This is a genomic window from Parabacteroides sp. APC149_11_2_Y6 (assembly GCF_054506995.1).
This window is the reverse complement of sequence record NZ_CP173709.1, coordinates 3,128,691-3,143,600: the sequence shown is the minus strand read 5'-3', so window position 1 is coordinate 3,143,600 and position 14,910 is coordinate 3,128,691. Positions and strand designations below refer to the sequence as shown.

The window sequence follows — 14,910 nt, the reverse complement described above, 5'->3', positions numbered from 1 at the left end:
CCAAAAGCCCGGCAAGGGCAAGTGGAGGGCTTTTCTGTTTTTATATGGATTGGTTATTCTGTGGAAGTGTTTGCTTTTACGGTTACTTTTTGGCTTTAGGTAATGCGTCGGACCAATTTGGATTCTGTTCGGTACAGAAACCGGCATTAATTTCGTCGGCTGGTATCGGATAAACAAATGCTGCAACATTATAACCGGTAACTCCAGCTACGTTAGGGGTAATTTTCTCGCCGGTGCGACGGGCATTATACCATCTGTGTCCTTCTTCAAAGAACTCGCGGATATTCTCTTTCGAGATAAATGTCAATAACTCGTCTTTGCTGGAAGGCAAGTCTGTCGGATTTTTTATCGCTTCATTTCTTTTTGCCGTGTAGAACAGTGCATTTTGGGAAGCCGTAATATTATTAGCCTGCGCTTCCGCTTCTGCTATAATCAGGTACATTTCCGATTTTCTGAATACCGGGATATTGCTGACTGCCTGTGCCGATGGGATACCATTAAATTTTAGTGGGCGTAAATCTTTTGTAATCAAATTTCTACGTATATCCAACGAATCTAATAAATTAGAAACGTGAAGAGTAAGCTTACCGCCATAAGAACCATATAACGTATTCAATGAGTTTGATGACAAGTTGTCGTCATTCGATTTGGCAATAGTGAAAATGTCTTCATCCGTGATGGCAACATTCGCCCACATGGAAACATATATATCGTTGGAAACATCCCCCGAGGCTCTCAGTTCGATTGCTTTCTGCGCGGCTGTTTTGGCTGCATCATATTTTCCCATAAAGAGGTTTACCCTTGCATCCAGGGCATAGATGGCTGCTTCATTCAAATAGAATTGGTTTATCGAGCCTTTTACCGTTGATGCTTTTTCCATATAGGATTTTGCCGTAGTGATATCGGCTGTAATCTGTTCGTAAGTCTGTGCCACAGTCGCCCTATTGATTTTCACAAATGGTTCGAGCGGTTCTTTTTCCAATAGGGGCAAACCCAATTGTGCATTCGCTCCTCCTACCTGATAAGGCAGGCCGAATATATTGACCAGGCAAAAATTAGTAACGGCACGAAGTGCATATGCCTGTGCAATATACAGATTCAGGTTGGCAACTTCACTTTCCGTCAATTTATTATTGGAGGCGATAAGCTTGTTGGCACCATTGATTAAACGGACGGAGCGGTCTACTACCTTGAAACCATATTCCCAGGCAAGTTTCAGTGTGCTTTCCGTATCGGTAATCTGGTAGTTGTTGACTGAAACGAAATGTCCGGAAGAAGAGCTGGCTGTAGAAATATCGGCAGCCATGTCTCCGATTGCCACTACATAGTTTCCATAAAAGCGGTAACTACCGAATGCATTGTAAGTTCCGTTTAATGCATTTTGCACATCTGCCACAGAGGCGTATGCGTCTTCTGTCGGAATAGCCTGGTAGGTCTTCTGGTCAAAATTGCAGGATGCCAGACCCAGGGTGACAGCTATTGCCAAAATACTATTGAATATCTTTTTCATACTAAAAGTCATTTTATTTAATGCTGGATTGATATATTAAAAAATCAGTATGTATGGGCTGTATTCAAAACATATATGCTTTGTCTTTAAAACATATATGTTTTGCAATCGAATCATATATGTTTTGAAAACAGCCCTTATCGCTTTATAAATTAGAAGCCGACATTTAATCCGATAACGAAGTTACGGGGTACGGGGTAGTTCCACCATTGCACACCGTCGGCATCGATACTTGACGGGTCGAATCCTCTGTAATCCTTAGCCTTAATCGTGAATAAATTGTCTGCACTTGCATAGACACGCAGGTTGTTCATAAACATTTTGCGAATCATCGATTTAGGGAATGTATATCCTACGGAGACAGTACGCAGTTTCAGATAGCTGCCATCCATCAGGAAGCGGCTGGATGCCTGGTTTACCGCACGGCCGTCATCGAAAAACAATTGGGGAACCTTAGCGATATCGCCCGGTTTCTGCCAACGGTTTTCATATACATATTCGGTGAAGTTCTGACCGAAACCGCCGCCTACCTGTTCATCATAACGCAGGTTGTTACCATATATCTTAGCACCTACCGAGAAGTTTAGCTGGAATGAGAAGTCGAAACCGTTCCATTTCATATTGTTGGTGAAAGAGCCCTGGAACTTTGGATTGGCTGTCCCTACGTATCTTTTCTTAGCAGCATTATAATCGCTGGTTGTCTCGTCGCCGGTTTCGTACCTATACCATAAACCGTCGCCTGTTTCAGGGTCTACGCCGGCCCATTCTTTCATTTTGAAAGTATACAGAGGACGTCCCGGCTCGGTGATGGTTGTTGCCGTTTCAATCGGGTTATTGTTGCTGAGCTGTTTTACTTTATTATAGTTCTTAGAACCCGTCAGCGTGACATTCCAGTTGAAGTCCTTATTGTTAATCAGTATTGCATTGGCCGATACTTCGAATCCCTGGTTCTGTAGTTTTCCAATGTTCTGATAGTAACTTGCCAGACCGGTTACCATAGAGATGGGCACGGCAAATACCATGTCTTTAGTCATATGGTTATAGTAATCGGCTTCGATAGTGAAACGGTCGAAGAAAGAGAAATCGACGCCCACGTTAAACTTTGCAGTCTGTTCCCATTTCAGGTTCGGGTTACCCGCTTGCATACGTCCGCTACCCGGCAATTTGTTATAGTTGTATCCGAATTCATACAAATCGCGGGAAGTATACCATGAAGAAGCTGCATAATATTTTACATCGCCTACTTCCTGGTTACCGGACGTACCGTAGCTGGCACGGAGGGTTAAGTTGTTTAACCACTCTCTGGTCGGTTCCATAAATAGAGCATTTGAAACTCTGTATTTGGCGCCGACAGACCAGAAAGGGGCCCATCTGTGATTCTTTCCGAATCTTGAAGATGCATCGTAACGGAAACTACCGGACAGGTAATATGTATTTTCGTAATCATATTCGGCATTCAGGAAGAATGAAGCCAATAGCAGGTTATACTTATAAGTGCTTGCGCTGCCGGGGACAGCAGCTGTACTCACTTCATTCAGATAGTTTACAGCATAATTCGATGCTGCCAGGTAGGCTTCCTTCAGGTTGGTTCGCTGTCCTTCCTGACCAACCATAACGTTTAAGTTATGCTTTTCATTGAACGTATTGATATAGTTCAATGTATTGGTTATACTAAGCAACATACGTGTTGAATAGTTGTTTTCACCCATACCCCTCATGTCTTTGCCCTGAGGTTGCAGGAATGACCAGTAACCGAACTCGTCTACGAAATACAAATCGGCTCCGGCACGCGACAAGAAGAAGAAGTTCTTGTTGAAATTGATTTGCAGATAAGGAGAGATGATGGCACGATATTGTTTGGCCGTGCTTTTATCGCCTAATTCACTACGTTGTGCAACCGGATTGTATTCGTTGATGGTATCAAAGTTCCAGTCGCCGTTTTTATCCTTAACCGGATTCAGGGGCGATTGCATATACGCTTGTGTAATCGGGTCGGAGTAGTAACCTCCGCCGGCTCCCATGTTGCTGATGGTGTAAGACAAGTTCGTATTTATACCATATTTGATAATTTTGGAAGGTGCCTGTTCGAAGTTGAAACGCATGGAATAGCGGCTCAAATCTTTTCCTTTTACAATAGATTTGTTGTCGAAGAAGTTTAATGAGATAAAGAAGCGGGGAGCAGTTTCTGCCGAAGCTCCGCCTTGGACATCGATGCCGTATTCCTGGATTAAACCGTTGCGGGTTACTTCTTTCAGCCAGTTTGTATCGCAGTCTTTTTCTGCACCGACATACCAGTCCAACAGGTTAGACATGCCCTCATTGGTGTAAGGGAAGTTCACTCCGTATTTAGTCTGTAATGCAGCAACATTTCCGGTTTCCCCGTACCGGTTATGGTCGTTCATCAATGCTTCAACAGAGAGCGTTCTGTATTTGTCTGCATTTACAGGTTTATAGCTGGAAGCCATATCCGGCATCATTTCCATACCTACTTTTGCATGGAAGTTGACAGACGTTTTGCCGCCCTTTCCTTTCTTTGTATTAATAACGATAACACCATTTGCAGCACGTGCACCGTAGATGGATGTGGCTGTTGCATCTTTCAATACGGTCATACTTTCGATATCCGATGCGTTCAGGGTAGAGAGTGGACTCATCGTTTGTCCTTCCGTTGCACGTACGCCGACCGGGTCTGCATTGAAAGCAACACCATCGATGATGTATAGTGGCTGTGTTCCTGAATTGAAAGAGTTCTTGCCACGAATGAAAATATTGGCAGGTGCACCGGGTTGTCCTGAACCGATGTTCATTTGCAATCCGGGAACAGAGCCCTCCAATGCCTTGATAGGATTGGAATCGTTCAATTTGGTAATAGAAGATGCAGCGATTGTTGTGGCAGCTCCTGTAAAAGCCGCTTTTTTAGTTACACCATATCCGGTAACCACAATTTCTTCCAACGCTTGAGAAGAAGCAGACAGCTTTACATTTAACACTGGTTTAATGGGCAGTTCTTGAGTTTCCATTCCGACATAGGAGATTACCATAGTCTTCGCAGAACTTGGTACTGTATATCATCTATTGAAAATCAACGGATTAATTAAATTAAAGATTTGTAGATGTCTGGTCGTTTAATTATTGAAAATCAATGGATATAAAGAAAAAACACATAGGGAATATTAATAAATAAGCTACCTGCTAAAAATGGAATAAATGTGGTGATAACTACATAATTAACGGTTGAATACTGATTAAAAGAGCTATTCCTTTTCTACTCAGAAAGTACTCTCCAATGTTGAATATCATAGCTGCATCTAATATACGATAAATATCCATCGTAAAAAAATAGATAATTTTAAACTTTCACTCATACAAAATGCTTATTTACATAAGCATTGTAAATCAGAGGAATGAATAGATTTTTCTCGTTGTTTTTATGTTAAAATCGTAAATTGAGATTAGATTTTTTGGTGTTATAATAAATTTATTTTACATTTGTCGACCCTTATTGTTATTTTAGTAATAAATCTTGTGTTGGAAGTTTTAAATTAAAAGAATTTGTTATTTATAAGTTAAATATAAAAGTGTGTCTATGAAAAGGTTGACTTATCTTTTGTTTTGCCTACTAATAAGTATTGGCATGGCTACAGCTCAGACTATGAAGGTAACAGGGACTGTTATCTCTGCTGAGGATAATGAGCCGGTTATTGGAGCATCCATTGTGGTGAAAGGAACTACAGTGGGTACAGTTACGGATATTGATGGTGCATTTTCTTTGGATGTACCAAGTTCTGCGAAGACCCTGGTCTTTTCTTATGTTGGAATGATATCCCAGGAATTAGCTGTAAAACCAACATTGAATGTTTCATTAAAGCCTGATGTAGAGGTGCTTGATGAGGTTGTCGTAACAGGTTATGGTAATTTCAAGAAGTCTTCATTTACGGGTGCTGCATCAAGTGTTTCTACTGAAAAGTTGCAGGATGTTCCCTCTTTAAGTGTACAATCTAAGTTGGCTGGTGCCGTGTCTGGTGTACAGATTACTTCTACTTCCGGACAGCCGGGTGCAGTGGAATCTGTCCGTATTCGTGGTATGGGTTCAATCAATGCAGGTAATGAACCGTTGTATGTAATCGACGGTGTTCCGATGATGACTGGAAACAATAATAGTTTCTCTTATGATGATGCAGGTAACAGTATGCTTTCTTCATTGAACAGCAATGATATTGAGTCGATGACTGTTATTAAAGATGCTGCTGCCGCTTCTCTTTACGGTTCGCGTGCGGCTAATGGTGTAATTGTTATTACTACTAAAAAAGGTACGGCTGGAAAGACAAAGTTCACTGCTAAAGCTGACTGGGGTTTTTCTAATATGGCAATCAATTACCGTCCGACTTTAAATGGAAATGATAGACGTGATATTTTGTATTTAGGTCTGAAAAACAGTGCATTAAATGAAGGTAAAAATGAAGCGGATGCGCTTGCTTATGCCGACAGTAAAATTGATAATTATGCAGCTGTTCCTTGGAGTGGTTACACAGATTGGAAAGACGTCTTGTTCCGTAATGGCTCTCACCAGAATTATGAAGTGAACGCACAGGGCGGTAATGATAAAACAAGATTTTATTCTTCTCTTTCTTATACAAAACAGAACGGTATTACTTTACAGTCTGGTTATGAACGTGTAACAGGACGTGCAAACCTTACTCATAAAGCCGGTCGTGTTACTTTGGAAGCTAACACCTTGTATTCATTGTCTACTCAGGATGTAAATAGTGAAGGTACCAGTTTCTCCAGCCCGATTATGTGTTTGGCTATGACTGCATCTCCTTCTACATTCCCGTATAATGAAGATGGAACCTGGTCTACAAACTTCCCTGCGTTGAATGGTGCGAATCCTCTTCAAACAGCAACTTACAACTATAGCAAGAATAAAGTAAACCGTTTTTTGGGAACAGTTTCTGCAACCTGGAATATCTGGGACAACCTGAATGTGAAGGAAATAATCAGTTACGACTTTAACCAGAGTAATAACCGTGTGTGGTGGGATCCCCGTTCAAATGACGGACGTACTGCAAAAGGTGTTTTCCAGCGTTATATGGCAAATCGTAGTAAACTGAATACGCAAACACAGTTAACTTATAATAAGACTATCGCCGAAAAGCATAACCTGGATATTTTATTAGGATATGAAACGGAAGATTACCAAATGGATTATACATATTCAAATGGTTCTCAATATCCTTCTTATATGGAAGAGATTGCAAATGCAGGTTTGACCCGTGCTTCAAGTTTGATTAAAGGATACCGTATGGTGTCTTATCTTGGACGTATCAACTATGACTTTGAAAATAAATATTATGCAAGTGCCAGCTACCGCCGTGATGGTAGTTCACGTTTAGCTCGCGATAGCCGTTGGGGTAATTTCTGGTCTGTATCCGGTTCTTGGCGTTTTTCCCAAGAAGGTTTCATGGAATCTTTGTTGCATGTAATCAGTGATGCGAAGCTGCGTGCTTCTTATGGTTTGAACGGAACACAGCCGGAAGATTATTATGCTTATATGGGCTTATACCAGTATGGTTATAATTACAACGGCTTCGGTGGTTCTGCTGAATCTTCTTTCTTCAATGGTAATTTGAAGTGGGAGAAGAACCATGCCCTGAATGTTGGTTTGGATGTAACACTGTTTAACCGTATTTCAATTGCAGCGGAATGGTATAACCGCGATACCAAGGATTTGATTATGTATAAACCGATTTCTGCAGTGCTGGGTATTTTAGACAGTAAAGCGAAAGCTAATAAATTGTTGAATGTAGGTTCTATGAGAAACCGTGGTTTTGAATTGGAAATCAAATCGACAAATATCCAAAATAAGAACTTGACGTGGACTACTTCTTTGAACCTGGGACACAATAAAAATACGTTGACAAAATTGGATGGCGAACAAGACCAGGTTATCGACGGTATTTTGATTCATAAAGTAGGGGAAACTTATAACTCATTTTATGCTTATGAATATGCAGGTGTAGACCCGCAGACCGGTAAGGAGTTGTACTATATCAATAAGGACGGAAGCCGTGAAACAACCACTAACTCGGCAAAGGCTGATAAGGTGATTGTCGGAAATGCCGATCCTAAACTTCAGGGTGGTTTAACCAACTATATCGGATGGAAGTTTATCGACTTCAACTTTACTCTGACTTATTCTTTAGGCGGACATGCTTTTGATAAGGCTTCCTGGTTACAAAGCAACGGGGGTACTTACCATTATTTGGGAAATGTTCCTTCTTACTATAAAATAGAAGATACCTGGCAGAAACCGGGAGATGACGCTAAGTTGCCGCAGTTCGCTGAAGGAAACAAAAATATCGTTTCTTCACGATGGATGATGTCAACGAACCACTTGCGTCTGAAAAATATGACAGTCGGATTTACAATGCCTCAGGAATGGACCAGAAGAGCTGGTATTGATAAACTGAGAGCGTATATTTCCGGAAACAACCTGTTGACATGGAAATCAAAAGACCTGTATGTTGATCCGGAAGGTCCGGTAAACGGTCTTGTTACATTTGAAACACCGTCACTGAGAACGGTTACATTTGGTATTGAACTTGGTTTCTAATTTTAAACAATCAATTTAGAGTAATATGAAAAAGATATATAAATCTATCTCTGTTGCACTGGCTATGTTTACACTTACGGCTTGTGGAAATAGCTGGCTGGACCTGAAGCCATCGGATGGAGTGGAGACTTCGGAGTCTATAACAAATTATAATGATGCTTTGACTGCTTATTATGGAATGTATGACGGTTTGCAGGGTAACTCGACCTTCAATTCTTATTATGCAGCACGTATGTTCTATTATGGAGATGTACGTGGAGATGATATGCAGGCAAGAGATCAGGGAATGCGTTCTTCCTCCTGTTATGAGATGAGATATACGGCAGACGATGCACCTAATATGTGGAATGTTCCTTATAATGTAATCCGTCGTGCAAACGGTCTGATTGAATCTATCGATAATAAGCAGGTTACGGATGCTACCGAGGCACAGGTAGGCAAAATTTATGCAGAAGCAAAAGCTGTGCGTGCATTGGTGCATTTTGACCTTGTCCGTATTTATGCTATGCCCTATACAGCAGACAATGGTGCTTCGTTGGGCGTTCCGGTTATGACTAAAAGGCTGGATAGTGATGAGTTGCCAACCCGTAATACGGTTGCTGAAGTTTATACTCAAGTAGTAAAAGACTTGACGGATGCTATCAACAGCAACTATATGGAAACGAAGAAGAGTAAAGGTTATTTCAATGTATGGACCGCTAAATCTTTGTTGTCTCGTGTTTACCTGTATATGGGTAAAAATAAAGAAGCGTTGGAACTGGCAGAAGATGTAATTGAACATTCCGGATATGAACTGTGGAAAAATGAAGAGTATGTGGATGCATGGAACAAAGACAACGGTGCTCATGCCAACGAAATGATATTCGAAATTATCAACGAAAGCTCTGACGACTGGGCAGACCGTGAAGGTATTGCTTACTTATATAATGAAAACGGATATGCAGATGCTATCGTAACGAAGTCTTTCAGTGATATGCTTGGAAAAGATCCGAAGGATGTTCGTAATGAAATTATATTAAAAGCAGTTAAGGATAAAGATTTAATTAAGAAATTCGGTGAAACCAAAGTGTTCGTAAACAAATTCCCGGCTGATAAGTCAGGAGATATGCGTTTAAACAATTTACCGGTTATCCGTTTGTCTGAAGTATATCTGAATGCAGCGGAAGCAGCGGCAAAGCAAAATAAGAATGATGTGGCTGCTAAATATTTGAATGCGATTGTAAAACGTGCAAACCCCGATGCTGCAACTATTGCCGATGCCGATGCGAACCTCGACCGTATTATACTCGAACGGCGTAAAGAATTGGTTGGCGAAGGACACCGCTTCTTTGATGCAATGAGAAATAACGAAACCGTAGTCCGTTACACAAGTGATGCAGATAAAGGTTTCCATTATTCATTGAATGCTGAGTCGCAGAAATTTGACCGAACATATTTCCGGGCTATCTTACCGATACCTGTAACAGAAACGGATGCGAATCCCAATATCGCAAAGCAGCAGAATCCAGGCTATTAAATAGCAATATTTAGTATTTCCATATATGAAAGCCAACTAATTCAAAATCGATTAGTTGGCTTTTTTTGTAAATGAATGTGTGTGTGTCTTATAGCTTCTTTTTCAGTTATATATAGAAGATGAAAGATTCTTTAAAAAGTTATCACCAATGAAAAAATCGGAAAAATCACAGTCTTTTATTATTCATTGTTGTGTCTTCGGGAAATGTGTATAAATCTAAGATTTGAATAGGCTTGTGTATAAGAAGAATGAATATGGTCCTCTTGGGCTGTAACAAACTTTTTGTTTGTCTTGTATAAAATAAAGAACATATTATTGTTCCTTCGTGTTCTCATTCAGAAATTAAATGTATCATGGAAAAAGTTATTTACAACTTAGTGTTCAATAGGAAGAAGCTATTGAACGCAGATGGAAAAGCTTTGATTCAGGTGGAGGCCTACCTGAACAGGCAAAAAAAGTATTTCTCAACAAAGGTGTATGTAAAACCTTGTCAGTGGGATAGCAAAAGGCGGATGGTGAAGAATCATCCGAATATGGATTCATTGAATCAATATCTTTCAGACTACGTTTCAAATTTGGAACGTAAGGAGTTGGAAATGGTTCAAAGTGGAAAATTATTTTCTTTGAGAGGATTAAAAGATAACTCGTCAAATGAGGATATGATTTCTTTCACCGAATTTATGCATAAGGAAATTGCTCATTCCAATTTGAAGGAGTCAACCCTGAAAAATCATTTGTCCACTTTGCAGGTGTTGTCTTCCTATAAGCGGACAGTTACTTTTGACGATTTAACCTTTAATTTCCTCTGCGATTTTGAATATTATCTTTTAATGCACAAGTATCATAGGAATACGATAGCCAAACATATGAAACATTTGAAACGCTATGTAAATCTGGCTATTAACAAAGATTTGTTTGAATTGCAAAGGTATCCTTTCCGTAAGTATAAAATTAAATATATGGAAAGCAAGAGAGGGCATCTTACACCGGAAGAACTGGACCAGTTAGAGTCTATAAGCCAAAGACTTCGCTCGACATTGAGAAGGGCTTTGGATATGTTTTTGTTTAGCTGTTATACGGGGCTTCGTTTTTCTGATATTGTAAGTATAACGCGCGAAAATTTCCATATGATAGATGATAAGCTTTGGTTGATTTATTCATCCGTTAAAACAGATGTCAGCGTGAGGCTTCCTTTGTTTTTGCTCTTTGATGGTAAAGCGCGGGTTATTTATGAGCAATATATAAGGAATAATAAGAAGACATTGTTTAATGTCCCGCTTTCCTCAAATTCTAATATCAATAAACAATTGAAACGAATTTGCATTGTAGCCGGCATAGATAAAAAGGTATCTTTTCATGTTGCCCGTCATACAAATGCAACATTACTATTATATAATGGTGCCAATATCACGACCGTACAGAAATTGTTAGGACATAAAAGTGTGCGTACTACAGAAATCTATAGTAATATTATGGATATGACGGTTGTACGTGATTTAGAGAATATCAGAGTGAAGTGGTAAAATTTCTGGCTCGCCGGAAAGCGCCGGAGAAGACCTTTTCGGCGAGGCTGATTATAGTTATTTGAAAGGATATAAGTGATTGTGATTTTGACAAAATGAAATTTAAATATGCCTCATACTAGTGTGTCTGTAGGTTGTATCTGTCTTTTTGCTATAAAAAACTGCTGTCAAACATTAAAAATGCCCATAAATTTTACACGAATTATATTTTGAAAAGTAAATAAAATATACGACTTTTGTCTGCATGATGAATCAACCGTTAGCAGAGAGATTACGTCCGAAGACGTTGGATGACTATATCGGGCAGAAGCATCTGGTAGGACAGGGAGCTGTTCTTAGAAAGATGATAGATGCCGGTCGTGTTCCTTCTTTTATATTATGGGGACCTCCGGGAGTTGGAAAGACAACTTTGGCACAAATCATTTCAAATAAGCTGGAAGCTTCGTTTTATACATTGAGTGCAATTAGTTCGGGAGTAAAGGATGTCCGTGAGGTGATAGAAAAAGCAAAAAGTAACCGCTTTTTTAATACGGTATCTCCAATCCTGTTTATCGATGAAATTCATCGTTTTAGTAAATCGCAACAAGATTCATTGTTGAATGCCGTAGAGACGGGAGTGGTTACATTAATCGGAGCGACAACAGAAAATCCTTCATTTGAAGTGATCCGTCCTTTGTTATCACGTTGCCAGGTATATGTGTTGAAGTCGTTGGATAAAACTGATTTATTGACTTTATTGCACAAGGCAGTTACAGAAGACATCCTTCTTAAGGAAAAGAATATAATATTGAAAGAAACAGACGCCATGCTGCGCTATTCCGGAGGGGATGCGAGAAAGTTGCTGAATATATTGGAACTTGTAGTGGCTGCTGAAGAAGAATATGATAAGATTGAAATAACGGACGAAAAAGTTGTAGAGCGTTTGCAGGAAAATCCTGCGGCGTATGATAAGGGTGGAGAGATGCATTATGACATCATATCGGCATTTATCAAATCTATACGGGGTAGTGACCCGGATGCTGCCATTTATTGGCTTGCCCGGATGGTGGCAGGAGGAGAAGACCCCGAGTTTATAGCCCGTCGCCTGGTTATTTCAGCATCTGAAGATATCGGATTAGCGAATCCGAATGCTCTTTTGCTTGCAAATGCTTGTTTTGAAGCTTTGAAAAAAATCGGTTGGCCGGAAGGGCGGATTATTTTAGCAGAAACAACAGTTTATCTGGCTTGTAGTCCTAAAAGTAATTCGGCTTATATGGCAATAAATGAGGCCTTGGATCTGGTAGAGCGTACAGGAAACCTGCCTGTCCCTCTGCATTTGCGTAATGCTCCTACAAAACTAATGGCGGAGTTGAACTACGGAAAAGACTATAAGTATGCCCACGATTATGAGAATCATTTTGTCAAACAAGATTTTCTTCCGAAAGAGATTTTGAATAAACGGTTATGGAAAGGACAGGAAAATCCGTCAGAACAGAAGCTGATCGAGCAAATGAAACGTTTATGGGGTGATCGGTATTAACTGACACAGAAAAGCCCTACTTGTGGATAAAAAGTTATAAAAAGAAGCAAAAAGATAGCTTTTTGATAAGAATTTTCCATTTTAAGGCTTTGCTTTATTAATTAAATCCGTACATTAGCCGCACTTTTTTGAAAAATGCGTTACTTAAATTATATAACATTAAAAAAGACATTGGTATGAAGAAGCACAATTTTTCTGCAGGTCCCTCTATCCTGAGTGAGTTCACAATTAAGAATACTGCAGCAGCAGTAGAAAATTTTGCAGGAACAGGGTTGTCAATTCTTGAAGTTTCTCACAGAGGAAAAGAATTTGTTGCCGTCAATGATGAAGCGCGTGCGTTGATTAAAGAGTTGCTGGACGTACCGGCTGGTTATGAAGTCGTATTTATGGGTGGTGGTGCAAGTATGCAGTTCTGTATGGTTCCTTATAACCTGTTAAATAAAAAAGCATCTTATCTGGATACAGGTACATGGGCATCCAATGCGATTAAAGAGGCTAAATTATTTGGAGAAGTAGAAGTTGTTGCTTCCTCTAAAGATGCAAACTATACTTATATTCCTAAAGGATATTCAATCGCAGAAGATTCTGATTATTTCCATTTTACTTCCAACAATACGATTTATGGAACTGAAATGCGTAATGACCCGGATGTAAAACAACGTCTGGTTGCTGATATGTCTTCTGATATATTCTCTCGTCCGATTGATATTTCCAAATATGATATTATCTATGCCGGTGCACAGAAAAACCTGGCTCCTGCAGGTGTAACACTGGCTATCGTACGTGTGGATGCACTTGGACATGTAGACCGTCCTATCCCTACTATGCTGAATTATAATACGCATATTAAGAAAGATTCTATGTTCAATACTCCTCCTGTATTGCCTATCTATTCTGCTTTACAGACATTGAAATGGTATAAGGAACAGGGTGGTATTGCTGCAATGGAAAAGAAAGACAAAGAAAATGCAGCTATCCTGTATGATGAAATCGACCGTAACAAACTGTTTAAAGGTACTGTTGCCCCGGAAGACCGTTCTATTATGAACGTATGTTTCATTATGAATGATGAATATAAGGAACTGGAAGACGAATTTAGCAAATTTGCAGCAGCTGCAGGTATGGTAGGTATCAAAGGTCACCGTTCTGTCGGTGGTTTCCGTGCTTCTCTGTATAACGCAATGCCGAAGAGCAGCGTAGAAGCTTTGATTGCATGTATGAAAGAATTTGAAAAGAATCATTGATTATGGCAAAAGTATTAGTTGCAACAGATAAACCTTTTGCTCCGATAGCTGTGAAAGGTATCCGTGAAGTAGTGGAAGGTGCAGGTGATGAACTTGTTCTTCTTGAAAAATATACATCAAAAACAGAATTGCTGGATGCAGTGAAAAATGTGGATGCAATTATTATCCGTAGCGATATTATAGATGCAGAAGTATTGGATGCTGCAAAGCAATTAAAAATAGTTGTTCGTGCAGGTGCCGGTTACGATAATGTAGATTTGGCAGCCGCTACAGCACATAATGTATGCGTGATGAATACTCCGGGACAAAATTCCAATGCCGTTGCGGAATTAGCTTTCGGTATGATGGTAATGGCTGTCCGTAATTTCTATAACGGAACTTCCGGTACGGAATTGATGGGTAAGAAATTGGGTATCCATGCTTACGGAAACGTAGGGCGTAATGTTGCTCGTATTGCAAAAGGTTTCGGAATGGAAATTTATGCGTTCGATGCTTTCTGCCCGAAAGAAGTAATCGAAAAAGATGGAGTGAAAGCTGTCGCTTCAGCAGAAGAGTTATATTCAACTTGTAATGTAATCTCTTTGCATATTCCGGCTACTGCCGAAACAAAGAATTCTATCAATTATGCTTTGGTAAATAAGATGCCTAAAGGTGGTGTTTTAGTTAATACCGCTCGTAAAGAGGTAATCAACGAAGCCGAATTGATTAAGTTGATGGAAGAACGTGCAGACCTGAAATATGTAACAGATATTATGCCTGCCGCCAACGAAGAGTTTGTTTCCAAATTTGCCGGCCGTTATTTCTCTACACCGAAAAAGATGGGCGCACAAACTGCGGAAGCTAATATTAATGCAGGTATTGCTGCCGCTAAACAGATTGAAGGCTTCTTGAAAGAGGGTATCGAAAAGTTCCGCGTAAATAAATAAACAGTATATCCTTTTATCAAAGTCCGTAGAAATACCTCATGTAATTCATTGTGTTTCTA

7 protein-coding genes and 1 pseudogene are annotated in these 14,910 nt (G+C 39.8%); 6 read left to right on the top strand and 2 right to left on the bottom strand.

Annotation, left to right across the window (positions count from 1 at the left end; all coding sequences use genetic code 11):
- Window positions 1–82: 82 nt before the first annotated feature.
- Together ACGE0T_RS13020 and ACGE0T_RS13015 are read right to left on the bottom strand one after the other, a co-directional pair.
- Window positions 83–1,510 (bottom strand): RagB/SusD family nutrient uptake outer membrane protein, encoded by a 1,428-nt coding sequence (locus ACGE0T_RS13020; RefSeq protein ID WP_459187060.1) that lies wholly within the window; start codon window positions 1,508–1,510, stop codon window positions 83–85.
- A gap of 152 nt (window positions 1,511–1,662) precedes the next feature.
- Window positions 1,663–4,560, bottom strand: a pseudogene (locus ACGE0T_RS13015) (SusC/RagA family TonB-linked outer membrane protein); the annotation flags it as partial.
- 536 nt (window positions 4,561–5,096) lie between these two features.
- On the opposite strand from ACGE0T_RS13015, the gene ACGE0T_RS13010 reads away from it, so the two are divergent.
- From ACGE0T_RS13010 to ACGE0T_RS12985, 6 genes are all read left to right on the top strand, one after another.
- On the top strand, window positions 5,097–8,123 hold the full coding sequence (locus ACGE0T_RS13010; protein ID WP_459187059.1) for a SusC/RagA family TonB-linked outer membrane protein: 3,027 nt from the start codon (window positions 5,097–5,099) through the stop codon (window positions 8,121–8,123).
- Window positions 8,124–8,148: 25 nt separating this feature from the next.
- Window positions 8,149–9,639: a RagB/SusD family nutrient uptake outer membrane protein gene (locus tag ACGE0T_RS13005; protein ID WP_459187058.1), complete on the top strand. Its 1,491-nt coding sequence runs from the start codon at window positions 8,149–8,151 to the stop codon at window positions 9,637–9,639.
- A gap of 353 nt (window positions 9,640–9,992) precedes the next feature.
- On the top strand, window positions 9,993–11,162 hold the full coding sequence (locus ACGE0T_RS13000; protein WP_459187057.1) for a site-specific integrase: 1,170 nt from the start codon (window positions 9,993–9,995) through the stop codon (window positions 11,160–11,162).
- Window positions 11,163–11,406: 244 nt separating this feature from the next.
- The gene (locus ACGE0T_RS12995; protein ID WP_459187056.1) at window positions 11,407–12,681 is read left to right on the top strand and encodes a replication-associated recombination protein A; all 1,275 of its coding nucleotides are present in this window, start codon (window positions 11,407–11,409) and stop codon (window positions 12,679–12,681) included.
- A 176-nt stretch (window positions 12,682–12,857) separates the two neighbouring features.
- A complete protein-coding gene (gene serC / locus ACGE0T_RS12990; protein ID WP_459187055.1) occupies window positions 12,858–13,925 on the top strand; it encodes a 3-phosphoserine/phosphohydroxythreonine transaminase in 1,068 nt (355 codons plus the stop codon).
- 2 nt (window positions 13,926–13,927) lie between these two features.
- Entirely contained in the window at window positions 13,928–14,851 is a 924-nt protein-coding gene (locus ACGE0T_RS12985; protein ID WP_459187054.1) for an NAD(P)-dependent oxidoreductase, read from the top strand.
- Window positions 14,852–14,910: the final 59 nt, after the last annotated feature.